This is a genomic window from Ramlibacter pallidus (genome assembly GCF_015070875.1).
Lineage (GTDB): Bacteria > Pseudomonadota > Gammaproteobacteria > Burkholderiales > Burkholderiaceae_C > Ramlibacter > Ramlibacter pallidus.
This window is the reverse complement of sequence record NZ_JADDIV010000006.1, coordinates 106,947-128,545: the sequence shown is the minus strand read 5'-3', so window position 1 is coordinate 128,545 and position 21,599 is coordinate 106,947. Positions and strand designations below refer to the sequence as shown.

Sequence of the window (21,599 nt, the reverse complement as noted above, 5' to 3'; positions counted from 1 at the left end):
ACCACAAGGGACCCATGAAGCCGATCTGGATCGTTGACGATGACCAATCCATCCGCTTCGTGCTGGAAAAGGCGCTCCTGCGCGAGGACCTGCCCACGCGCAGCTTCACCAACGCGCGCGAGGTGCTGACGGCCCTGGAAGCCGCCAACGACGAGGACGGCCCGCAGATCCTGGTGAGCGACATCCGCATGCCGGGCGGCTCCGGCCTGGACCTGCTCACGCGCGTGAAGGAAAAGCACCCGGGCCTGCCGGTCATCATCATGACGGCCTTCTCCGACCTGGACAGCGCCGTCTCCGCCTTCCAGGGCGGTGCCTTCGAATACCTGCCCAAGCCCTTCGACCTGCCCAAGGCGATCGAGCTGATCCGCCGCGCAGTGGAGGAAAGCCAGCGCGAGGAAGTCGCCGAGGAACGCATGGCGGCCGCCCCCGAAATGCTCGGGCAGGCACCGGCGATGCAGGACGTGTTCCGCGCGATCGGGCGGCTCTCTCAAAGCAACGTGACCGTGATGATCACGGGCGAGTCGGGCTCGGGCAAGGAGCTGGTGGCGCGCGCGCTGCACAAGCACTCGCCGCGCGCCAACGGACCCTTCGTCGCGATCAACACCGCGGCGATCCCCAAGGACCTGCTGGAGTCCGAACTCTTCGGCCACGAGCGCGGTGCCTTCACCGGCGCCCAGACCATGCGCCGCGGCCGCTTCGAGCAGGCCGAAGGCGGCACGCTGTTCCTCGACGAGATCGGCGACATGCCCTTCGACCTGCAGACGCGCCTGCTGCGCGTGCTGTCGGACGGCCACTTCTACCGCGTGGGCGGCCACAACGCGATCAAGGCCAACGTGCGCGTCATCGCGGCCACGCACCAGGACCTGGAGCAGCGCGTCAAGGAAGGCAACTTCCGCGAAGACCTGTTCCACCGCCTCAACGTCATCCGCCTGCGCCTGCCCGCCCTGCGCGAGCGGCGCGAGGACATCCCGATGCTGGCGCGGCACTTCCTGCAGCAGAGCGCCAAGCAGCTCGGGGTCGAGCCCAAGCGCATTTCCGACGCGGCGATCGAGAAGCTCATGACCTTCCCGTTCCCGGGCAACGTGCGGCAGCTGGAGAACATCTGCCACTGGCTGACGGTGATGGCGCCGGCACAGCTGATCGAAGCGAAAGACCTGCCGCCGGAGATCGGCCTGGTGGCGCAGGCCGACGTGCCACGCCCGGACGTCGCCGCGGCCGACGTCCCCGTCCCCTCGCTGCCGGCGGAGCCGCATCCGCAGCCGGCGATCGCACCGGTGGCGGGCCTCGTGCCTCCGGGCGGCTGGGAGGCCGCGCTGGAAGTCGAAGCGATGGCCCTGCTGACCAGCGGCCGGCACGACGTGTGGGAAGAGCTGACCAAGCGCTTCGAGTCGAAGCTGATCCTGACCGCGCTGCAGAACACGCGGGGCCGCCGCATCGAGGCCGCGCAGAAACTGGGGATCGGCCGCAACACCATCACCCGCAAGATCCAGGAGCTCGGCCTGGAGTGAGCGCGCTCAGCCCAGTTCGACGGTCACCGGTGCGTGGTCGCTGGGCTTGTCCCACTTGCGCGGGACGCGGTCGATGCTGCAGCCCTTCACCAGCGGCTTGACGGGTTCGCTCACCAGGACGTGGTCGATGCGCAGGCCGCGGTTCTTCGGGTAGCCCAGCATCCGGTAGTCCCACCAGCTGAAGCTCTTCTCCGGCTGCTCGAACAGGCGGAAGCTGTCGACCAGCCCGAGCGCCAGCAGCCGGCGGAAGTGGTCGCGCTCCTCCGTGGTGTGGTGGATCGTCTCCTTCAGCCCCACGGGGTCGTAGGAGTCGCGGTCCTCCGGCGCGATGTTGAAGTCGCCGACCAGCAGCAGCCGGGGGTGGTGCGCGAGTTCCTCCCGGACATAGTCGCGCAGGCCCCGCAGCCACGACATCTTGTAGTCGAACTTCTCGGTGCCCGGGGCCTGGCCGTTGACGAAGTAGCCGTTCAGGACGCGCAGCTCGCCCACCGGCGTGTCGAGCGTCACCGACAGCAGCCGCGAGCTGTCGTCCTCGAAGCCGACGATGTTCTTCACCACGTCACGAACGGGGTGGCGGCTCAGGACCGCGACGCCGTTGTACGTCTTCTGCCCGAACACCGCGCAGTGCTCGTAGCCGTGGCCGCGCAGCACGTCCAGCGGGAACTTGTCGTCGGTGAGCTTCAGCTCCTGGATGCACAGCACGTCGACCGGGTTGGCGGCGGTCCAGTCCAGCACGTGCTGCAGGCGGGCGGCGAGGGAGTTGACGTTCCAGGTGGTGATCTTCATGGCCGCGATGCTAGCGCGGTGCCAGCCTCGCGAGGTAGTGGCCCCCGGTGCCGTCCACGCGTTCGCATTCCCATCCGCGCATGCCGGCGACCCTGGACAGGGTCTCGAAGTCGACCTGCAGCACGGGGAAGGGCGCGCCCCGCAATCCCTTGTACTCGAAGCGCATGTCCGTTTCGCCGAAGTAGCGGCCCTCCTCCTGCTTGCGCAGGAGCGCATCGCGCCGCGACCCGCTCGCGCCCACGCGCACGTCGAACGAGTCGGCCAGGAGCGCCCCGCCTGGCGCCAGCAGCCGGCGCATGCGGTCCAGGAAGTGCGGCAGGCTGGCCAGGCGGCCCACCTTGTCGAGGCCGTTGCACAGGCACAGGATGGTGTCGAAGGGCCCGCCGGCGTACGACAGCACGTCGGCCGCCTCGGCCCGCGCCACCCCGCGCTCGCGCATCACGGTGACGCACTCCGGCGCGACGTCGATCGCCGTCACGTCGAATCCGCGGCGCTGCAGCGCGAGCGTGTGCAGCCCCGCGCCGGCACCGGCGTCGAGCACGCGGCCGCGGCACAGGGCCAGCGCCTTCTCCTCCAGCGGGTCCATCGTCTCGCGGAGCCAGAACGCCGCGGGCACGTCGTCGCGCTCGCCGTCCTGGTGGCACACCAGCAGCGCACCCCGTTCGCCGCGGAAGCAGTCGAACACGGCGGCCCCGTGCGGGTGGTACGCGGTGCTCATCGCGCCGCCGCGGGTTCCTGCCGCTCCCCGCGCCCCAGCGCCGCCGCCTGCTGCAGGCTGATGCCGGCGGCGAGCGGATCGGCGTGGCGATGCACCAGGTGCCACTCCGACCCGTGCCGTCGGTAGACGAGCGTCACGCGCAGGGTCCAGTCCTGGGCCGGAAGGCCGCCGACCTCGACGTGCAGCGCGCGCTCGATGATGGCCAGGACGACCATGTCGGCGGTGCCCCAGGCCTGCACCACCTCCTGCTGGAGGTCGCCGTTGCGGAAGAAGCGGCCCATGGACTGCATTCGCTCGGGCGTGTACGAGGCGCCATGCGAAGGCTCCCCGCCGAAGGGTGACATCAGCGTGAAGTCGGGTGCCATCTTCACCAGCTCCATGTAGCGGGCGATGTCGCCGCGCATCAGGGCGGCATTGCCCTGCTCGGACAGGCGGGTGAGTTGCGCGATCTCCCGGGGAGGGCCGCCCGCGGCGGGGGCGAGGTCGGCGGCGGCAAGGGCGGCGCCGGCGGCAAGGACGTTGCGGCGTGACGTGGACATGGAAGCTCCTGGATGGGTGGCCGGCCGCTCCGGGGCGACCGCGAGGAGCGCATGGTCGGTTGGCTCGCCTGCTGAAGCAAGTGATACGATTTCAGGAACATGCTGAACCAGATCGATCTTGCGCGGGTGGACCTGAACCTCCTGACGCTGTTCGAGGTGGTCCTTGCCGAGGGGCACGTCGGGCGCGCCGCCCAGCGCATGCACCTCACCCCGTCGGCCGTCAGCCATGGCCTCGGTCGCCTGCGGCGGCTGCTGAACGACCCGCTGTTCCTGCGCACGCCCAAGGGCGTGGTGCCCACGGCGCGGGCCATGGAGCTGGCCGAACCCATCGCGCAGGTGCTCGCCGGCGCGCGCAGCATCGTGTCCAGCGCCGAGGCCTTCGACGCCGGAAGCTCCACGCGCCGCTTCACCATCGGCGCGCCGGACGGCGTGTCGGCCGTGCTGCTGCCGCCGCTGCTGGCGCGCGTGCGCGCCGCGGCCCCCGGGATCGCCCTGTCCGTGCGCCAGCTCCTGCCGGAACCGGGCGACGCCGCCGTGGAGCGCGCCTGGCGCGGGGCGTACGCGGAGCTGGAAGCGCGGACGATGGACATCGCCATCCTGCCGGCTGCATCGAGCCCGGCCCGTTTCCATGCCCAGGTGCTCTACGAGGAGGACTTCGTGCTGGCGCTGCGCAAGGGGCACGCCCTGGCGAAGGCACCGACGCTGGATCGGTACTGCGAAGCCGAGCACCTGGTCGTCTCCCAGACCGGCGACGGCCACGGCTTCGTGGACCAGCTCCTGGCCGGACAAGGCCGCTCCCGCAGGGTCGCGCTGACGGTGCCGAACTTCCTGTTCGCGCTGTCGGTGATCGCCGAGACGGACCTCGTCTCCGCCTTGCCGCGGCGCTTCGTTGCGCTGCATGGGGCGCGCCATGGCGTCACTGTCGTGGAGCCGCCGCTGCCGCTCGGCAAGTTCCAGCTGCGCGCGGTGGCGCCGCACGCGGCGATGATGGATGCGGGGCTGGACTGGCTGTTCGCCTTGCTGGCGCAGTCCCGGCCGGCGCCGGCGAAGACGCCTACTCGCCCGCCTGCCCGCGTCCGTAAGTGACGAAGGCGTAGCGCAGGCCGTTCGCCGCGGTGTGCTCCTCGCGCGCGACCTGCGTCCAGTCGGGCCCGAGCTCCGGCGCATGGGTGTCGCCGTCGAAGTCGGCATCGATCTCGGTGACTTCCGCGATCTGCGCCAGCGGCACCGCGTGCCGGTAGAGCTCCGCCCCGCCGATCAGCCATGCATGCGCTGCGGGTTCGCACAGCGCGACCGCCTGCTCCACCGTGTTCGCCGTCTCGGCGCCGGGCGCGGACCAGCCGGCTTGCCGCGTCACCACGATGTTCCTGCGACCCGGCAGCGGGCGGAACTTCGGCGGCAGCGAGTCCCAGGTCCTGCGGCCCATGATCACCGGCGCGCCCGTCGTCACCTTCCTGAAGTGGGCGAGGTCCTCCGGCAGGTGCCACGGCAGCACGCCGTCCTTGCCGATCACGCCGTTGCGCGCGCGCGCGAAGACCAGTCCCAGCTTCATACCGCCACCGGCGCCTTGATCGCCCCGTGGCACTGGTAGTCGAGCACCTCGAAGTCCTCGTACCGATACTCGAAGATGGAGGCCGGTTTGCGCTTGATGTCCAGCGTGGGATAAGGGTAGGGCGCGCGCGACAGCTGCAGTTCCACCTGCTCGTGGTGGTTGCTGTAGATGTGGCAGTCGCCGCCCGTCCAGATGAAGTCGCCGACGCCCAGGTCGCATTGCTGCGCCATCATGTGCGTGAGCAGCGCATAACTCGCGATGTTGAACGGCACGCCCAGGAAGATGTCCGCGCTGCGCTGGTACAGCTGGCAGGAGAGCTTGCCGTCCGCCACGTAGAACTGGAAGAAGGCGTGGCAGGGCGCCAGCGCCATCTTCGGGATGTCGGCGACGTTCCAGGCACTGACGATGATGCGGCGCGAGTCCGGGTTGGCCTTGATGGTCTTCACCGCCTCCGCGATCTGGTCGACGTGGCCGCCGTCGGGCGTCGGCCAGCTGCGCCATTGCACGCCGTACACCGGGCCGAGGTCGCCGTCCTCGCGCGCCCACTCGTCCCAGATCGTCACGCCGCGCTCGCGCAGCCTGTTGTTGTCGCTGGAACCCTCCAGGAACCACAGCAGCTCGTGGATGATGGACTTCAGGTGGACCTTCTTGGTCGTCACCAGCGGGAAGCCCTCGTTCAGGTCGAAGCGCATCTGGTAGCCGAACACGCTGCGCGTGCCGGTCCCCGTGCGGTCGGTCTTGGGCGTGCCATGCGTGTAGACATGGCGCATGAAGTCTTCGTACTGCGAGCGGACGGGGCGGGTCGTCATGGCGCGATTATCTCAATCCGCCAGCGGCAGCACGCGCCCAGGGTTCAGGATGCCCTGCGGGTCCAGCGCCTTCTTCAGCGCCCGCATCATGCCCAGCGCGACTGGCGACTTGTGGTGCGGCAGCTTCGCGGCCTTCAGCGTGCCGATCCCGTGCTCGGCCGAGATCGAACCATCGAAGCGGCGGACCTGCTCGAACACCAGCGCGTTCACCCGTTCCTCCTGGTCCCGCAGGAAGGCCTGCATGTCCCCGCCCTCCGGCGCCTGCACGTTGTAGTGCAGGTTGCCGTCACCGAGGTGGCCGAAGTTGACCAGCCGCACGCCGGCGATCTCGCGCTGCAGCAGCGCGTCGGTCTCGGCGCAGAACGCCGGGATGCGCGAGACGGGGATCGAGATGTCGTGCTTGATGTTCAGGCCTTCCTGGGCCTGCGCCAGCGGGATGGATTCGCGGATGTGCCAGAGCGCACGGGCCTGCGAAATGTTCTCGGCCACGACCGCGTCGGTGACGCAGCCGTCCTCCATCGCGGCTTCCAGCAACTTCTCGAACAGCGCGCGGGCATGCGGCTCCGACTCCTGGTCCGAGTTCTCCAGCAGCACGCCGTAGGCCGACTCCTGCAGGAAGGGCACGCGCTGCTGCGGGAAATGCCGGGGCACCAGGCTGAGCGCGAAACGGCCCATGACCTCGAAACCGGTGAGCCCCGCGCCCAGGTGCCGGTGCGCCAGCCCCAGCAGGGTCAGCGCCGCGTCCATCGAGGGCACCGCGGCCCAGGCGGTGAGCGTCGCGGCCGGCTGCGGGTGCAGCTTCAGCGTGGCGCCCGTGATCACGCCCAGCGTGCCTTCGCTGCCGATGAAGAGGTCGCGCAGGTCGTAGCCGGTGTTGTCCTTGCGCAGCCCGGAGAGGCCTTGCCAGACTTCGCCCTGCGCCGTCACCACCTCGAGGCCCAGGCACAGCTCGCGCGCGTTGCCGTAGCGGACCACCTGCGTGCCGCCGGCGTTCGTCGCCAGGTTGCCGCCGATGGTGCAACTCCCCTCGGCGGCGAGGCTCAGGGGAAAGAACAGGCCGGCATCCTCCGCGGCCTGCTGCACGTTCTGCAGCACGCAGCCGGCGTCCACCGTGAGGGTCAGGTTGTCGGGGTCGACCGAGCGGATGCGGTTCATGCGCGTGAGGCTCAGGACGACTTCCCGCCCCGACGCATCGGGCGTCGATCCCACCACCATGCCGGTGTTGCCGCCCTGCGGAACGATGGGCGTGCCTGCGGCGGCACAGGCGCGCACCACGGCGGCGACTTCCTCCGTCGTCCCGGGGCGGACCACCGCGAGGGCCTTGCCGTGCGAACGGCGCCGCCAGTCGAGTTCGTAGGCGCTCAGGTCGCCTTCGGTCAGCACGTTCGCGGCGCCGACGGCGGCGCGCAACGCGGAAAGGAGCGGGTTCATGGCGTGGCCTTGCGCAGGCGCAGCCGCACGTGCAGCGCGCAGGCGGTGAAGAGGGCGATGGAGAGCGCGATCTCCAGCAGCGCGAGCGGCAGGCTGTCGCCCACGCCGCGGCCGGTGGCGCGCACCACGCCTTCGGTGAAATAGGCCCAGACCAGCAGGCTGGTCCAGCGGTAGGTGTACATGCGCCGCAGGTACAGGCCGGGCAGCGCGGCGCACAGGGGCAGGACCTTCAGCGCCACCCAGGAGCCGCCCGGCCGCAGGGGCGCCAGCCACAGCTCCCACGCCAGGCCCAGGAGAACCAGGCCCAGGGCGGAGCCGAAACCGAGCCAGCGCGTGGCTTCCACCGCGGGCGGGACGAGGACGGGCTGGGAGGTCTGCATGTGCGATGGCATCATAGCGAGCGATGAACCTTCGCCAGCTGCTTGCCGACCTCGCGCGCTTCCCGTGGCGGTCGACCGCGCTGACGCTGCGCGAGCGCTTCCGCGAAGACCGGCTGGGCCTGACGGCCAGCAGCCTGACCTTCACGACCACCATCGCGCTGGTGCCGTTCTTCACGGTGGCCCTGGCGCTGTTCACCGCCTTCCCCATCTTCGGCAAGCTGCAGCAGACGCTGCAGACCTGGCTGGTGCAGAGCCTGGTGCCGGACGCGATCGCGCGGCAGGTGCTCGGCTACCTCACGCAGTTCGCCGGCAAGGCCAGCCGGCTGGGCGGCGTCGGCCTCGCGGCCCTGGTGGTGAGCGCGATCGCGCTGGTGCTCACGATCGACCGCACGCTGAACAACATCTGGCGGGTGCGCCGGCCGCGGCCGCTGGCCCAGAAGCTGATGATCTACTGGGCCGCGATCACGCTCGGCCCGATGCTCCTCGCCGTCAGCCTGGGCACCACCACCTACCTGCTCACCGCCAGCCGCGGCGTCACGCGTGCGCTGCCCGGCGTGCTCGGTTTCATGCTGGACCTCGTCGAGTTCGTGCTGATGGCGGCCGCACTGACGGCGCTCTACAGGTACGTGCCCAACACACCGGTGCGCCGGGGCCACGCGATCGCGGGCGGCGTGTTCGCGACGCTGGGCATCGAGGTCGCCAAGCGCCTGCTCGCCTGGTACCTGGCCAAGGTGCCGACCTATTCCGTGGTGTACGGCGCCTTCGCCACCGTGCCCATCCTGCTGGTCTGGATCTACATCGCGTGGGTGATCGTGCTGTTGGGCGCGGTCGTCACGGCCTACCTTCCCAGCCTGCTGGCCGGCTCGCGCCGGCGCGGCGGCGCGCATGGCTGGCAGTTCCAGCTGGCGCTGGAGGTGCTGCAGCAGCTGCACGCGGCGCGCACGGGCGCGCGCCGGGGCCTGACGCTGACCGAGCTGGCCGATGCCCTGGAGGTCGAGGAACTGCAGCTGGAGCCGGTGCTGCAGACGCTGGTGCAGCTGGACTGGATCGGCCGCCTCAACGAAGTGGACGACCAGGAGCGCACGCGCTTCGTGCTGCTGGCCGACGCGCAGTCCACCGCGCTGGAGCCGCTGATGCGGCACCTGCTGCTGCCACAGTCCGACGCGACGGCCAAGTTGTGGCAGACCGGCCGCCTGTCCACCCTGTACCTGCGGGACGTGCTCTGATGCGCGCGCCGCCTTCGACGCTGGAGGTGGTGGAGGCCCGGGCCTGGAGCGAGCCGCAGCGGCCGGCGCTGTACGAGGGAGGCGTCCAGCTGGGCTACGGGCAGCTGGCCAACCAGTTGCTGCAATGCGCGCAGCACCTGCGCACCCTCGGCGTGCGGCGCGGCGAGCGCGTGGCCGTCGCCGGGCCGGGCTTCGGCATCCAGATCGTGGTGCTGCTCGCCTGCGAGGCGATCGGCGCCGTGACGGCATCGTTCGAGGCGCACGAGGACACCGATGCGAGCGAGCTTTTCAAGCACGTGGACTGGGTGTTCTCGGCCCTGCCGCAGGACGTGCCGCCGGGAGTGCGCTTCGTGCGGCTGGACGCGGCGCTGGCCCGCCGGCTCGCGCAGCCTTTCGCTGCGGAGATGCCGCGCTGGGAGCCCGCCGGCTTCGACGAGCCCCAGCGCCTGACGCGCACCTCGGGCTCCACCGGCGCGTCCAAGTTCATGCTGCTGCGGCGGCAGGCGCAGGAGAGCTGGATCCATCCCATCCTCGACGTCGCCGGCTACGACCCCGGCACGCGGCTGCTCCTGCTCGGCCCGCTGGTCGCCAACGCCATCTACGGCCGCGCCAGCGACTGCCTGCGCGAAGGCGGCCTGGTGATGGTGGGGGAGGGCCGGGACATCGGGCGGCTGCAGCCGACGCACGTGTACGGCCTGCCGCTGCAGCTGGAGCTCTTGCTGGCCCAACTGCCCGCCGGCTACGTGGCGCCGCACCCGGTGAAGGTGACCACCATGGGCGGCTTCGCTCCGCCGCAGTTGCGCCAGCGCGCACGCGCCGTGTTCCATACCGAACCGGGCAGCCGCTACGGCAGCAACGAAGCGCACATCATCTGCGTCGACCTCGATGCCGAAGGCGCGGGCGTGCTGTGCCCCGGCGTCGAGGTGCGCATCCTCGGACCCGGCGGCGACGCGCTGCCCACGGGCCAGCCGGGCGTGATCGCGGTGCGCACGCCGGCCATGGCGGATGGCTACCTGGGGCGGCCGGAGGAGAGCGCGGCCGCGTTCCGCGATGGCTGGTTCGTCTCCGGCGACTTCGGCGCCCTGGTCGGGCCGAGACGGCTGCAGCTGCTGGGGCGGACCGATGAACTGCTGAACCTCGGCGGCGTGAAGGTGCCGACGGTGCGGGTGGAGGACGCACTGCGGGAGCAGCCCGCGTTCCAGGACGTCGCGGTGCTGGGCGGCAGCTTCGCGGGCGGTGCGACGCTGGGCATCGCCGCGGTGCTCGCGCCCGCCGCCGCGGCGGAGGACGTCCTGCAGGCGGTGCGCTCCGTTTTCGGGCCGGATGCCGCGGAAGCCGTGCGTGTGCTGCGGGTCCCCGCCCTCCCGCGCCTTCCCTCCGGCAAAGTGGACCGGCCCGCGTTGCTCGAGGCGCTGCGCCGCGCCTGAGTCCTAGACCGCGAAAGGCGCCTGCAGGAAACCCCGGAAGCGCGCGCGGCCGCCGCGCGTCGGCGGCTCGGTCAGCCGGTAGCGCGGGAAACGCGCGAGGAAACGCCCGATCGCCACCCGGCCCTCCAGCCGCGCGAGGCTCAGGCCCGCGCACTGGTGGATGCCGAAGCCGAAGGCCAGGTGCCGGTTGTTCTCGCGCGCGAGGTCCAGCACGTCGGGGTTCGCGAACTGCGCCGGGTCGCGGTTCGCCGCGCCGATGCACAGGGTGACCAGCGCACCGGCCGGCAGCGCGACGCCGCCGACTTCGCAGTCCTTCACCGCGCGCCGGTTGCCCAGCTGGTTGCTGGATTCGAAGCGCAGGAACTCGTCGACCGCCAGCGTCATCACCGGCTCCAGCGCGTCCCAGTCCGGCTGCGTGCCGATCGCACGCAGCAGCTGGGCCCTGGCCTGCGGCCATTCCTCGAGCGCCACCAGCGCGTTGCCGATCAGGTTGGTGGTGGTCTCGTGGCCCGCGTTCAGGATGAACACGCAGTTCTGCAGCAGTTCGGTCTCCGACAGCTTCTCGCCGGTCGCCTCGCCCTGGATCAGGCGCGTGAGCACGTCGTGTTCCGCGTCGCCGGGATGCTTGCGGCGGTCGGCGACCAGCACGCGCAGGTAGTCCAGGAACTCGGTCACGCTGCGGTTGCCGAGCTCCTCCTGCTGCGGCGTGAGCTTCGGCTCCAGCGCGCCGAGGATGGCGAGCGACCAGGCGCGCAGCGGCCCGCGTTCGTCGCGCGGCACGGCCAGCAGGTTGCCGATGATCTCCACCGGGATCGCGGAAGCGAAGTCCTCGACCAGGTCGCCGCCGCCTTCCGCCTCGATGCCATCGAGCAGCGATTCGACCAGCAGGACGAGGCCGGGTTCCATGTCGGCGATGGCGCGCCGGGTGAGCGCGCCCATGATCAGCTTGCGCACGCGGGTGTGCAGCGGCGGGTCGTTGAACACCAGGCTGGTGGTGTGGTGCTCGAGCAGCGGCGCGCCGGCGCCGTACTTCGGCGTGAACTCCACCTTCTTGTCCGAGCTGAACGACTGCGCGTCGCGGTAGACCGCCACCAGGTCGGCGTAGCGGGTGAGGAACCACGAGCCATCCGGCATGCGATGCACCGGATCGGTCTCCCGCAAGGCGGCGTACACCGGGAACGGATTGGCGTAGAAGTCCTCCGGCAAGGCGCGCAGGTCGAAGGCTGCGGCGATCTCGCGCGCGCGTTCCGCGGTCATCGGGGGCGTCACCTGCATCGTCACGCCTTCAGGAAGTCGCGCAACGCGAACAGCACGGCGTCCGGCGCCTCCGACATCATCTGGTGGCCGCCCTCGACGACCACCGTCTTCGCGTCGCGCGCATTCTGTTGCAGCGGCAGCGCCGCCTTCGGGGGCGCCATCGCGTCGCCCTTGCCCAGCAGGAACAGGACGGGACAGCGCACCTTGCCGATCGCCGCCTCGCCGCCCCCGTAGCTGTCGCAGGCGACGAAGCCGCGATGGAAGAGGTTGATCCGCGGGTTGCTCGCCAGCACGCGCTTCATCAGGGCGCGGGCACCGCCGTACAGCCAGGTGCCGGGACCGAGCGAGGAGGGCGGGGGCGCCAGCATGGAGTGCGAGAACACGCTGACCATGGCGATCGCCTTCAGGGGCGCGTGCTGCGAGTTCTCCAGCAAGGCGGGCGAGACCTTCATCGGGGCCGCCGGGCCGAGCAGGGCGAGGTGCGTCACCCGCTGCGGTGCGCGCGCCGCCGCTTCCAGCACGGTGAGCGCGCCGAAGCTGTGGCCGACCAGCGCGGCCTTCTCCACCTTCGCCGCATCGAGCAGCGCGATCACGAAGTCCGCCGCCTCCTCGACCGACTTCGGCGGCTCGCCGCCGCTCTTGCAGTGGCCCGGCAGGTCCACCGCCAGCACGTTCCAGCCGTGGTGCGCGAAGTAGCGCGTCTGCAGGATCCAGACGCTGTGGTCGTTGAGCACGCCGTGGACGAACACGATCGTGGGCTTCGCGGCATCGAAGGGCTTGCCGCCGGTGTAGCAGAAGGTGCGCGCACCCTGGACATCGAGGTACATGCGGCGTTCCTCAGGCTTTCTCGGCGGCCCGCAGCGCGCGCTTGAGGTCGTCGAGGAGGTCATCGGGATCTTCCAGGCCGATCGAGAGGCGGATCGTGCCCGGCCCGATGCCGGCGCCTTGCAGCGCCTCGTCGCTCATCCGGAAATGCGTGGTGCTGGCCGGGTGGATCACCAGCGAGCGGCAGTCACCGACGTTCGCCAGGTGGCTGAACAGCTTCAGCGCCTCGATGAACTTCTTGCCCTGTTCGCGGCTGCCCTTCAGGTCGAAGCTGAAGACGGACCCGGCGCCTTTGGGCAGCAGCTTCTGCGCGAGTGCGTGACTGGGGTGCGACTCCAGCATGGGGTGGCCCACGCGGGTGACGAAGGGGTGCGCCGCCAGGAACTCCACGACCTTGCGCGTGTTGGACATGTGCCGGTCCATGCGCAGCGGCAGCGTCTCGATGCCCTGCAGGATGAGCCACGCGGTGTGCGGGCTCATGCTGGCGCCGAAGTCGCGCAGGCCCTCGCGGCGCGCGCGCAGCAGGAAGGCGCCGACCGTGGACTCCTCGCTGAACACCATGTCATGGAAGCCGTCATAGGGCTGCGTCAGTTCGGCGAAACGGCCGGAACGTTCCCAGTCGAAGCTGCCGCCGTCCACCACCACGCCGCCGATCACCGTCCCGTGGCCGGAGAGGAACTTCGTCGCGGAGTGGTAGACGAGGTCCGCGCCCAGGTCGAAGGGCTTTTGCAGGTAAGGGGTGGTGAAAGTGGAATCCACCAGCAAGGGCAGGCCGGCGTCGTGCGCGATGGCGGAGACGGTCGGGATGTCGAGCACGTCCAGGCCCGGGTTGCCGACCGTTTCGCCGAACAGCAGCTTGGTCTCGGGGCGGATCGCGTTGCGCCAGGCATCGATGTCGCCGGGCTTGACGAAGGTGGTCTGGATGCCGAAGCGCCGCAGCGTGTAATGCAGCAGGTTCTGCGAGCCGCCGTACAGCGCCGTGCTGGCGACGATGTGCGAGCCGGCGCCCATCAGGGTCGCGATGGCCAGGTGCAGGGCGGCCTGGCCGCTGGCGGTGGCGATGGCGCCGATGCCGCCTTCGAGCGCGGCGACCCGCTGCTCCAGCACCGCATTGGTGGGATTGCTGATCCGTGAGTAGACGTGGCCGGAGCGCTCCAGGTTGAAGAGGGCGGCGGCGTGGTCGCTGGATTCGAAGACGAACGAGGTGCTCAGGTGGATGGGCACGGCCCGGGCGCCCGTCGCGGGGTCGGGCGCGGCGCCGGCGTGCAGCGCCAGGGTGTCGAATCCGGGATCGGCGTAACCGGGCATGGGGAGCTTCCCTCCTCGTATGGCAGTGGTGCGGATTGTGGGCTATATTCTTTCGGACCCGGCCGGCGGAAGAGTGCCGGCACTAGGAGACAGCCATGAAAGTCAGCGACATCCTGCGCGTCAAGGGCAACACCCTGTACACGGTGGGCCCCGAGGAACCGCTCGCGCGTGCCATCGACATCATGGCGGAGAAGGACATCGGCTCCCTCGTCGTCATGGACCACGGCGACCTGGTGGGCATGCTCACCTTCCGCGAAGTCATCCAGTGCATCGTGACCAACCAGCACACGGTGGGCAGCACGGTGGTGCGCACGGCGATGGACGACCACCCGCTCACCTGCACGATGGAAACCGAGCTCGACGAAGTGCGCCGCATGATGCTGGAGCGCCATGCGCGCTACATGCCCGTGATGGACAAGCGCATGCTGATGGGCGTGATCAGCCTGTACGACGTCGCCAAGGCGGTCGTCGACAGCCAGAACTTCGAGAACCGGATGCTGAAGGCGTACATCCGCGACTGGCCGGCGAGCGAGGATTCGCAGCCGACGGCGCAGCTCTGAGGCTGGCCCTTGGCCTGCGAGGTCGGCGCGCGTGCGCGCGAACCGACCTCGCTCTTGCGGCTCCTTTCGCCGACCGCTAGAACCCCACCCGCACGCCGCCGTTGAACCGGTAGGCGTTCTGGCCGGCGCCGCGCACTTCGTAGTTGGCGTCCAGGTAGACGCTGACATCGCGCGTGAACTGCCCGGTCACGGTGGCGCCCAGCGTCAGCGCGTTGCGCTTGAGCGGGACTCCGGTCGCGGTGAAGCGGCCTGGCTGGCCGGCCAGGCCTGCGGTGACCGGCGAGTCGTTGTCGCCCGCCAGGTGCGAAGCGATCGCGCGCAGTTCCAGGCCCGCCTTGCCCTGGTTGAACGGGCGCACGAAGTGCATGCCCGCCGAGAGCAGGGTGTTCTGCGTGGTCCGCCTGGCCACCACCAGGTTCGCCGGGCCCGGGCCGGTTTCGGTGAAGCCGTCTTCGCTGAGGTGTGCGTAGCGCAGCCCTGCCAGGGGACGCCATTCCCATTCGCCGGCCTGAATCGGCATTTCCACCTGGCCTGCGAGGCCCCATTCGCGACCCTTGTGGCTGGACTCGGCCCGCGTGCGGGCCCCGCCGATGCTGACGGTGCGGTCGGTCGTGAAGTCGTGCCCGGACAAGGTGCCGTCCATGCGCACGCGGAAGCGGTCGCCCGTGTAGCGCGCATACAGGCCTGCCTGCGGCGACTCGAGCGTGCCGCTGGCGGCGTCGCCGCCGGTGCTGTTCCAGGAACTGCTGCTGTAGCCGAAGGCGCCGCCGGCGATCCACCGGCCGGTGACGGGCTGGTCGTAGCCCAGCACCAGGCCGCCGTTGCGGTAGCGCGAACCGTCCGCGTTGCCGTCGCCGTCCATGCGGCCACCGGCCCCCAGCGCTTGCACCCACAGGCCTCGCTCCTGCGTGGCGGCCGGCGCTGCGACGGAGGCCAGGCTGGCGTAGCGCACCTGGCTCCAGTCGTTCATCGCGTTGCCCAGGCCGCCCGCGCTGAAGCCCGAGCGCGCCGCCAGCGCCGCGGAGAAGTTGCGGCCCAGCGCCGAGGCGACCTGGCTGGCGGACGCGTGCTGGCTGCCGGCCATCGACCCGAAGCTGGCGGCGGCCTGGTCGGCCGTCATGTTGTCGATCTGCTGGATCAGCGCCGCCGCATCGCCCGGCGTGTTGGCAAAGGCTTGCAGGTAATCGGCCACGGCCCGCTGGTTGGGCGTGCGCGCGACGGTGGCATAGGTCAGCACGTCGCTGGATTGCAGGTTCAGCAGGACGCCGTCGGCCGAATAGCTCAGCGTGGGCGTGAGGAAGGCGAGGTTGCTGGTGACATTCGTGAATTGGCCCGTGGTCGCGCCGCCCGAGCGGAGGATCGTGTAGGTCGTGTTGCGCTGGTAGCCGGCGCCACCGGCCTGGACTTCCACGGTGCCGCCCTGGATGGTGATGGTGCCGGCGCCGGTGGTGTTGACGCGGTCGGCGGCGCCGGCGGCATTGGCTTCCACCCGGTAGGTGGAGCCGGCAGCGAAGGTGAGGTTGCCGCTGGCCGTGAGCGTGCCGATGGAGTTGCCGGGCGCCAGCGTGCCGCCGCCGGCCACGACGATGGAACCGACGGTCCCGGTGCCACCGAGCGTGCCGCCGCTGTTGACGGTGGTGTTGCCCACGATGGAACCGTTGACCGACAGCGTGCCCGCGTTGACGAAGGTGCCGCCGCTGTACGTGTGGGTGCCTGCGATGACGAGGTTGCCGGTGCCCTGCTGCACGAGCGAGCCGGTGCCGCCGATCGGGCTGGAGAGCGTGACGGTGTCGCTGCGCTGGAAGGCGAGGGCGCCGTTGTTGGTCACCGTCCCCGAGCCCAGCGAGCCGCTCGTGCCGCCGTTGCCGACCTGCAGCGTGCCGGCGGCGATCGTGGTGGCGCCGGTGTAGGTGTTGTCGGCGGCCAGCACGGTCGTGCCCGTGCCGGCTTGCGTCAGCGATCCGGTGCCGCTGATCGCGCCGTTGACCGTGCCCGTTCCGGTGCGGTTGAAGACCAGCGCCGCGTTGTTGGTGATGCCGCCCGAACCCAGCGTGCCGGTGGCGCCGCCGTTGCCGACCTGCAGCCTGCCGGCGGAGATGGTGGTCGTGCCCGCGTAGCTGTTGTCGGCCGCCAGCACCGTGGTGCCGGCGCCGGCCTGCACCACGGAGCCTGCGCCCCCGATCGCGTTGGCGACCGTGAACGCATTGCTGCGGTTGAACGTGAGCGTGCCGTCGTTGGTCACCGCGCCGGTGCCCAGCGTGCCCGTGGTGCCGCCGTTGCCGACCTGCAGCGTGCCGCCGCTGACGATGGCCGTGGCGCCGGAGTACGTGTTGGCGCCGGTCAGCGCCAGGGTGCTGCCCGCGGCCTGCGTGAACGTGCCGGTGCCGCTGATCGCGTTGGCCACGCTGATGTCGTCCGAGCGGTAGAACACCAGCGCACCGTCGTTCACCACGTTGCCGCCGCCCAGCGAACCGGCGGTGCCGCCGTTGCCGACCTGCAGCGTGCCCGCGGAGATGGTGGTCGGGCCCGCGTAGGTGTTGGCGCCGGCCAGCACCGTGGTGCCGGCGCCGGCCTGCGCGAGGGCGCCGGTGCCGCCGATGGCGTTGGCCACCAGGATGGCGTCGCTGCGGTCGAAGGCCAGCACGCCGTTGTTGGTCACCCCCGCGGTGCCCAGCGTGCCGTTGGTGCCGCCGTTGCCGATCCGCAGCGTGCCGCTGCTGATGGTGGTCGCGCCCGCGTAGCTGTTGGCGCCGGTGAGCGTCACGGTGCTGCTGCCGGCCTGCGTGAGCGTGCCGCTGCCGCTGATGGCGCCGGCCACGGTCACGCCGTTCGAGCGGTTGAAGACCAGCGCGCCGTCGTTCACGACGGCGCCGCCGCCCAGCGCGCCGGTGGTGCCGCCGTTGCCGACCTGCAGCGTGCCGGCGCCGATGGTGGTGGTGCCCGCGTAGCTGTTGGCGCCCGTCAGGGTGAGGGTTCCACTTCCCGCGTGCGTGAGCGTGCCACTGCCGCTGATCGTGTTGCCCACGGTGAAGTCGTCCGAGCGGTCGAACACCAGCGCGCCGTCGACCACCACGCTGCCCGTGCCCAGGGACCCGGCGGCCGTGCCGGCACCCACCTGCAGCGTGCCGCGGCTGACGGTGGTCGTGCCGGAGTACGTGTTGGCGCCGGACAGCACCAGGGTGCCGGTGCCGGTCTTGTCCAGGCCGTCGCTGCCGCTGATGACGCCGGAAAAGTTGCCGGCCTCGATGCCCACCGTGTTGCCAGGCGCGGCCGAGGTGACGAGGTTGCCGGCGCCCTGGAGGTCCCGGAATCCGAACGCGTGGCCGTTGGTGGCCAGCGTCGCGCCGGCAGCGATGGTCACGGACTCGATCGCGCCGGTGACGAGGCCTAGGGTGCCGTTGCCGGCACGCAGCGTGCCGCCGTCGACCAGCAACCTGGCGTCGCTGGAGAACGAACCCCCGCCGAACGCAGCCTCCACGACACCGGTCGCCGTCGACGTGCCGAAATGCACGGCGCTCCCCGCGTTCCAGGCGCTGCCGCCGGACAGGGTCAACACTTGGCCGTTCGCTGCTGCCACCGTGCTGCTCGTGCCGGCCGTGAAGACGGTGGCATTGGCCAGCGTCAGGGTGTTCAGCGCCGTCAGCTGGCCGCCGTCCAGCGTGACGACACCCGTGCCCAGCGCCTGCCCGTTGCCGATCGCGACCGTGCCGCTGCCGATGGTGGTGCCACCGCCGTAGCTGTTGCTGCCGGTGAGCGCCAGCACGCCCGTGCCGGCCTGCTCGACGCCGCCGGTGCCGCTGATGGCGTTCGCCACGGTGATGTTGTTCGAGCGGTCGAACACCAGCGCGCCGTTGTCGACCACGTTGCCGCTGCCCAGTGAACCAGTGGTGCCGCCGTTGCCCACTCGCAGGGTGCCGGCGCTGATCGTGGTCGTTCCGCCGTAGTTGTTGGCACCGGTGAGCGTGAGCGTGCCGCTGCCGGCCTGCGTCAGGGATCCCGTGCCGGTGACCTGGTTGGCGAGCGTGACGTCGTCGGAGCGGTTGAACACCAGCGCGCCGTTGTCCACCACGGTGCCGGTGCCCAGTGAACCGGCGGTCCCGCCGTTGCCCACCTGCAGCGTGCCCGCGGAGATGGTGGTGGTGCCGGTGTAGCTGTTGTCGGCGGCCAGCACGGTGGTGCCGGCGCCGGCCTGCACCACGGAACCGGCGCCGCCGATCGCGTTGCCCACCGTGACGGCGTTGCTGCGGTTGAAAGCCAGCGTGCCGTCGTTGGTCACGGCTCCCGTGCCCAGCGTGCCCGTGGTGCCGCCGTTGCCCACCTGCAGCGTTCCGGCGCTGATCGTCGTGGCGCCCGCGTAGGTGTTTGCACCGGTGAGGGTCACCGTGCCGGTGCCGGCCTGCGTGAGCGAGCCCGTGCCGCTGATGGCGTTGGCCACGGTGATGTTGTCCGAGCGGTTGAACACCAGCGCGCCGTCGTCCACGACGTTGCCCGCGCCCAGCGCTCCCGCGGTGCCGCCATTGCCGATCTGCAGCGTTCCGCCGCTGATCGTGGTTGCACCGAGGTAGCTGTTGGCGCCGGTGAGCGTGAGCTTTCCCGCGCCGTTTGTCGCCAGTGCGCCGGTTCCGCTGATGGCATTGGCCACCGTGAAGTCGTCGGAGCGGTTGAACACCAAGCTGGCGTCGTTCACCACGCTGCCCGTGCCCAGCGAACCGCTGGTGCCGCCGGCGCCCACCTGCAGCGTGCCGCCCTGCACGGTGGTGGTCCCGGTGTAGGTGTTGTCGCCGGAAAGCACCAGCGTGCCGCTGTTGGTCTTTCTCAGGCTATCGTTGCCGCTGATGACGCCGGAGAAGTTGCCGCTGCGGATACTGAGCGTGGTGCCGGCCCCGGTCGAGGTCACCAGCTTGCCGGCGCCCTGGAGGTTCTGGATGGTGAACGCGTGGTCGCCGGTCTCCAGTGTCCCCGCCGCCCCGATGTTCACGGCGGTGAGCACTCCGGTGACCTGGCCCAGCAAGCCACCGTCACGAAGCGTTCCCCCGTCGACGGAGAGGGCGGTTCCGGTGCTGCTGACGATCGCGGAGCTCGCGTTGAAGACGACGGTCCCGGCGTCCGTGGTCGTGCCGAAATGCACGTGGGCGTTGGCGCCCCAGCTGGGGGACGAGGACAGCGTCAGCGTGCTGCCGGTTGCGGCCGCCACGGTACTGTCGCCTGCCGATAGATCCATCGTATTGGACAGGGTCAGCGTGTTGCGCGCGGTCAGCTGCGCGCCGTCGTCCAGCTGGATGCGGCCGGTGCCCAGCGCCTGCCCGTTCGTGATCGCCACCTGGCCGTTGCCGATCGTTGTGCCGCCGCTGTAGGTGTTGCTGCCGCTCAGCGTGAGCGTGCCCGTGCCTGCCTGCCTCAGCGTCCCGGTGCCGCTGATGATCCCGGCCACCGTGAGGTCATCGGAGCGGTTGAACACCAGTGCCCCGTTGTCGACGATGTTGCCGGTGCCCAGCGAACCCGTCGTGCCGCCGTTGCCCACCTGCAGCGTGCCGGCCGCGATCGTGGTGGTGCCGCCGTAGCTGTTGGCGCCGGTGAGCGTCAGCGTGCCGCTGCCGGCTTGCGTGAGCGTCCCGGAGCCGCTGATGGCATTGCCGACGACGACGTTGTCCGAACGGTTGAACACCAGCGTGCCGTTGTCCACCACGTTGCCGGTGCCCAGCGATCCGGCGGTGCCGCCGTTGCCCACCTGCAGCGTGCCGCCGCTGATGGTCGTCGTGCCGCTGTAGTTGTTGGCGCCGGTGAGGGTGAGCGTGCCGCCGCCGGCCTGGTGCAGCGATCCGGTGCCGGTGACCTGGTTGGCGAGGGTGACGTTGTCGGAGCGATTGAACACCAGCGTGCCGTGGTCCACGATGGTGCCGGTGTGGGTGCCCAGCGATCCGGTGGTGCCGCCGTTGCCCACCTGCAGCGTGCCCGCGCTGATGGTGGTGGCGCCGCTGTAGTTGTTGGCGCCGGTCAGGATGAGCGTGCCCGTACCAGCCTGCGTGAGCGACCCGCTGCCGGTGACCTGGTTGGCGAGGGTGACCGTGTCGGAGCGGTTGAACACGAGCGCGCCGTTGTTCGTGATGGCGCCCGTGTGCGTGCCCAGCGAGCCGGTGTTGCTGCCACTGCCCACCTGCAGCGTGCCGAGGTTGATCGTGGTGGTGCCGCTGTAGGTGTTGTTGCCGGAAAGGACCAGCGTGCCGGGGCCGCCCTTGGCCAGGTTGTCGGCGCCGCTGATGACCCCGGAGAAGTCGCCGGACTGGATGATGGCCGTGTTGCCCGGCGCGGCCGAAGTCACGATGTTGCCCCCGCCCTGGAGGTTGCGGGCGCCGAAGACGTAGCCGTTGGTGTCGAAGGTGGCTCCGGCCTTGACCGTCGTCGATGTTGCATAGGGGTTGAAGTAGCCCAGGCTGCCGTTCCCATCGACGACCGTGCCCCCGTCGACGGACATGGTTTGGCCGAGGATGAAATTGCCCCCGCTAGGCAAGAAAACGACCGTGCCGGTCTCGGTGGCCGTGCCGAAGTGCAGGGCGGCATTGACCTGGGCCACCCCGGCCATGGTGAGCGTGGCGCCGGCCGCTGCCGCCAGGGTCACCTTCGTGCCGCTGGCGTAGGTGGTGGCGCTGGGCCCCAGCGTCATGGTGTTCAGCGCGGTGAGCTGGGCGTTGGCCAGGTTGAGGTGGCCCGTGCCCAGGCTGCCGGCATCGCCCAGCGCCAGCGTGGCGCCCTGGACGTTGTTGGCGGCCATGTTGACCAGCGTCAGGCCGCTGACGCTGGTGGTTCCGGCCGCGACCGCCAGGCCATAGGTGCCGGCGCCATCGATGGTGTGGCCGTTCCCCACGATGGTGGCGTTGGCCCCGAGCACGCCGATGGCGCCCGTGAGGGTGATGTTCGCGGTGATGTTGATGGTGCCGTCGTTGGCCACGTTGGCAACGCAGGCGGCGAGTGACGCGGTGTCGGACGCATTGCAGGCGAACGCCGAGGGAGCGACGGCCCACGCCAGCACGCAGGCCACCACGAGGGGCCGCAGCGGAGGAAGCGCGCGCGCGGCCGGAGACAGGGACGCACGGCGAAGCGACGCCGTGGCGTGGCGGTCGGACTGCTGCATGGTGAGAACCTCCCGGCTGGCTTCCGTCGCGTGCACAGCCACGACGAAGCACTTTCCATTACTTGGAGAAACTTTCAGTTTCTTGTGAGCGGGGCGGACTCTAGCAACAGTGCGTGGAACGGACAACCGGCCGCATGGCCGTCT

Annotated in this window: 16 protein-coding genes; 5 read left to right on the top strand and 11 right to left on the bottom strand. The window is 70.5% G+C overall.

Annotation, left to right across the window (positions count from 1 at the left end; genetic code table 11):
- Positions 1-14 precede the first annotated feature (14 nt).
- Complete coding sequence (gene ntrC, locus IM787_RS20205) at positions 15-1,508, top strand: nitrogen regulation protein NR(I) (protein WP_193678527.1); 1,494 nt, start codon at positions 15-17, stop codon at positions 1,506-1,508.
- Between the two features lie 6 nt (positions 1,509-1,514).
- On the opposite strand, the gene xth is transcribed toward ntrC, so the two are convergent.
- Genes xth through IM787_RS20190 form a run of 3 tightly spaced genes read right to left on the bottom strand, consistent with a single transcriptional unit; the run spans position 1,515 to position 3,551 of the window.
- Complete coding sequence (gene xth / locus IM787_RS20200) at positions 1,515-2,294, bottom strand: exodeoxyribonuclease III (protein WP_193678526.1); 780 nt, start codon at positions 2,292-2,294, stop codon at positions 1,515-1,517.
- A gap of 10 nt (positions 2,295-2,304) precedes the next feature.
- A complete protein-coding gene (locus IM787_RS20195) occupies positions 2,305-3,012 on the bottom strand; it encodes a class I SAM-dependent methyltransferase (RefSeq protein ID WP_193678525.1) in 708 nt (235 codons plus the stop codon).
- Entirely contained in the window at positions 3,009-3,551 is a 543-nt protein-coding gene (locus IM787_RS20190) for a YybH family protein (protein WP_193678524.1), read from the bottom strand. The genes IM787_RS20195 and IM787_RS20190 overlap by 4 nt, the downstream gene beginning before the upstream one ends.
- 99 nt (positions 3,552-3,650) lie before the next feature.
- On the opposite strand from IM787_RS20190, the gene IM787_RS20185 reads away from it, so the two are divergent.
- Positions 3,651-4,637 (top strand): LysR family transcriptional regulator, encoded by a 987-nt coding sequence (locus IM787_RS20185; protein WP_193678523.1) that lies wholly within the window; start codon positions 3,651-3,653, stop codon positions 4,635-4,637.
- Here IM787_RS20185 and IM787_RS20180 read toward each other — a convergent pair.
- The 4 genes from IM787_RS20180 to IM787_RS20165 are packed head-to-tail and all read right to left on the bottom strand — an operon-like array spanning position 4,606 to position 7,723.
- Positions 4,606-5,103 (bottom strand): dihydrofolate reductase, encoded by a 498-nt coding sequence (locus tag IM787_RS20180; RefSeq protein ID WP_193678522.1) that lies wholly within the window; start codon positions 5,101-5,103, stop codon positions 4,606-4,608. The two genes, IM787_RS20185 and IM787_RS20180, sit on opposite strands and share 32 nt — an antisense overlap.
- Positions 5,100-5,912, bottom strand: coding sequence for a thymidylate synthase (locus tag IM787_RS20175; protein ID WP_193678521.1), 813 nt, complete (start codon positions 5,910-5,912; stop codon positions 5,100-5,102). Before IM787_RS20175 ends, IM787_RS20180 begins: the two co-directional genes overlap by 4 nt.
- Positions 5,913-5,924: 12 nt before the next feature.
- On the bottom strand, positions 5,925-7,343 hold the full coding sequence (locus IM787_RS20170; RefSeq protein WP_193678520.1) for an FAD-binding oxidoreductase: 1,419 nt from the start codon (positions 7,341-7,343) through the stop codon (positions 5,925-5,927).
- Complete coding sequence (locus IM787_RS20165; protein ID WP_354004454.1) at positions 7,340-7,723, bottom strand: DUF2069 domain-containing protein; 384 nt, start codon at positions 7,721-7,723, stop codon at positions 7,340-7,342. The genes IM787_RS20170 and IM787_RS20165 overlap by 4 nt, the downstream gene beginning before the upstream one ends.
- 23 nt (positions 7,724-7,746) lie before the next feature.
- On the opposite strand from IM787_RS20165, the gene IM787_RS20160 reads away from it, so the two are divergent.
- Positions 7,747-8,949: a YihY family inner membrane protein gene (locus IM787_RS20160; RefSeq protein WP_193678519.1), complete on the top strand. Its 1,203-nt coding sequence runs from the start codon at positions 7,747-7,749 to the stop codon at positions 8,947-8,949.
- A complete protein-coding gene (locus IM787_RS20155; RefSeq protein WP_193678518.1) occupies positions 8,949-10,376 on the top strand; it encodes a class I adenylate-forming enzyme family protein in 1,428 nt (475 codons plus the stop codon). The genes IM787_RS20160 and IM787_RS20155 overlap by 1 nt, the downstream gene beginning before the upstream one ends.
- Positions 10,377-10,379: 3 nt before the next feature.
- Here the strand turns inward: IM787_RS20155 and IM787_RS20150 are convergent, their stop codons facing one another.
- The 3 genes from IM787_RS20150 to IM787_RS20140 are packed head-to-tail and all read right to left on the bottom strand — an operon-like array spanning position 10,380 to position 13,766.
- Positions 10,380-11,651, bottom strand: coding sequence for a cytochrome P450 (locus IM787_RS20150; RefSeq protein ID WP_193678517.1), 1,272 nt, complete (start codon positions 11,649-11,651; stop codon positions 10,380-10,382).
- Between the two features lie 2 nt (positions 11,652-11,653).
- Positions 11,654-12,460 carry an alpha/beta fold hydrolase gene (locus tag IM787_RS20145; RefSeq protein ID WP_193678516.1) on the bottom strand — a complete coding sequence of 269 codons (807 nt, stop codon included), beginning with the start codon at positions 12,458-12,460 and terminating at the stop codon, positions 11,654-11,656.
- 10 nt (positions 12,461-12,470) lie between these two features.
- Positions 12,471-13,766: an O-acetylhomoserine aminocarboxypropyltransferase gene (locus tag IM787_RS20140; protein ID WP_193678515.1), complete on the bottom strand. Its 1,296-nt coding sequence runs from the start codon at positions 13,764-13,766 to the stop codon at positions 12,471-12,473.
- A 95-nt stretch (positions 13,767-13,861) separates the two neighbouring features.
- On the opposite strand from IM787_RS20140, the gene IM787_RS20135 reads away from it, so the two are divergent.
- Positions 13,862-14,326 (top strand): CBS domain-containing protein, encoded by a 465-nt coding sequence (locus IM787_RS20135; RefSeq protein ID WP_193678514.1) that lies wholly within the window; start codon positions 13,862-13,864, stop codon positions 14,324-14,326.
- Between the two features lie 76 nt (positions 14,327-14,402).
- Here the strand turns inward: IM787_RS20135 and IM787_RS20130 are convergent, their stop codons facing one another.
- A complete protein-coding gene (locus IM787_RS20130; protein ID WP_193678513.1) occupies positions 14,403-21,455 on the bottom strand; it encodes an autotransporter-associated beta strand repeat-containing protein in 7,053 nt (2,350 codons plus the stop codon).
- Positions 21,456-21,599: the final 144 nt, after the last annotated feature.

What these genes read in the sequence shown, in the direction of transcription:
- ntrC (WP_193678527.1), top strand. Translation starts at nt 15, where the DNA reads ATGAAGCCGATCTGGATCGTTGACGATGACCAATCCATCCGCTTCGTG.
- xth (WP_193678526.1), bottom strand. Translation starts at nt 2,294, where the DNA reads ATGAAGATCACCACCTGGAACGTCAACTCCCTCGCCGCCCGCCTGCAG.
- IM787_RS20195 (WP_193678525.1), bottom strand. Translation starts at nt 3,012, where the DNA reads ATGAGCACCGCGTACCACCCGCACGGGGCCGCCGTGTTCGACTGCTTC.
- IM787_RS20190 (WP_193678524.1), bottom strand. Translation starts at nt 3,551, where the DNA reads ATGTCCACGTCACGCCGCAACGTCCTTGCCGCCGGCGCCGCCCTTGCC.
- IM787_RS20185 (WP_193678523.1), top strand. Translation starts at nt 3,651, where the DNA reads ATGCTGAACCAGATCGATCTTGCGCGGGTGGACCTGAACCTCCTGACG.
- IM787_RS20180 (WP_193678522.1), bottom strand. Translation starts at nt 5,103, where the DNA reads ATGAAGCTGGGACTGGTCTTCGCGCGCGCGCGCAACGGCGTGATCGGC.
- IM787_RS20175 (WP_193678521.1), bottom strand. Translation starts at nt 5,912, where the DNA reads ATGACGACCCGCCCCGTCCGCTCGCAGTACGAAGACTTCATGCGCCAT.
- IM787_RS20170 (WP_193678520.1), bottom strand. Translation starts at nt 7,343, where the DNA reads ATGAACCCGCTCCTTTCCGCGTTGCGCGCCGCCGTCGGCGCCGCGAAC.
- IM787_RS20165 (WP_354004454.1), bottom strand. Translation starts at nt 7,723, where the DNA reads ATGCAGACCTCCCAGCCCGTCCTCGTCCCGCCCGCGGTGGAAGCCACG.
- IM787_RS20160 (WP_193678519.1), top strand. Translation starts at nt 7,747, where the DNA reads ATGAACCTTCGCCAGCTGCTTGCCGACCTCGCGCGCTTCCCGTGGCGG.
- IM787_RS20155 (WP_193678518.1), top strand. Translation starts at nt 8,949, where the DNA reads ATGCGCGCGCCGCCTTCGACGCTGGAGGTGGTGGAGGCCCGGGCCTGG.
- IM787_RS20150 (WP_193678517.1), bottom strand. Translation starts at nt 11,651, where the DNA reads ATGCAGGTGACGCCCCCGATGACCGCGGAACGCGCGCGCGAGATCGCC.
- IM787_RS20145 (WP_193678516.1), bottom strand. Translation starts at nt 12,460, where the DNA reads ATGTACCTCGATGTCCAGGGTGCGCGCACCTTCTGCTACACCGGCGGC.
- IM787_RS20140 (WP_193678515.1), bottom strand. Translation starts at nt 13,766, where the DNA reads ATGCCCGGTTACGCCGATCCCGGATTCGACACCCTGGCGCTGCACGCC.
- IM787_RS20135 (WP_193678514.1), top strand. Translation starts at nt 13,862, where the DNA reads ATGAAAGTCAGCGACATCCTGCGCGTCAAGGGCAACACCCTGTACACG.
- IM787_RS20130 (WP_193678513.1), bottom strand. Translation starts at nt 21,455, where the DNA reads ATGCAGCAGTCCGACCGCCACGCCACGGCGTCGCTTCGCCGTGCGTCC.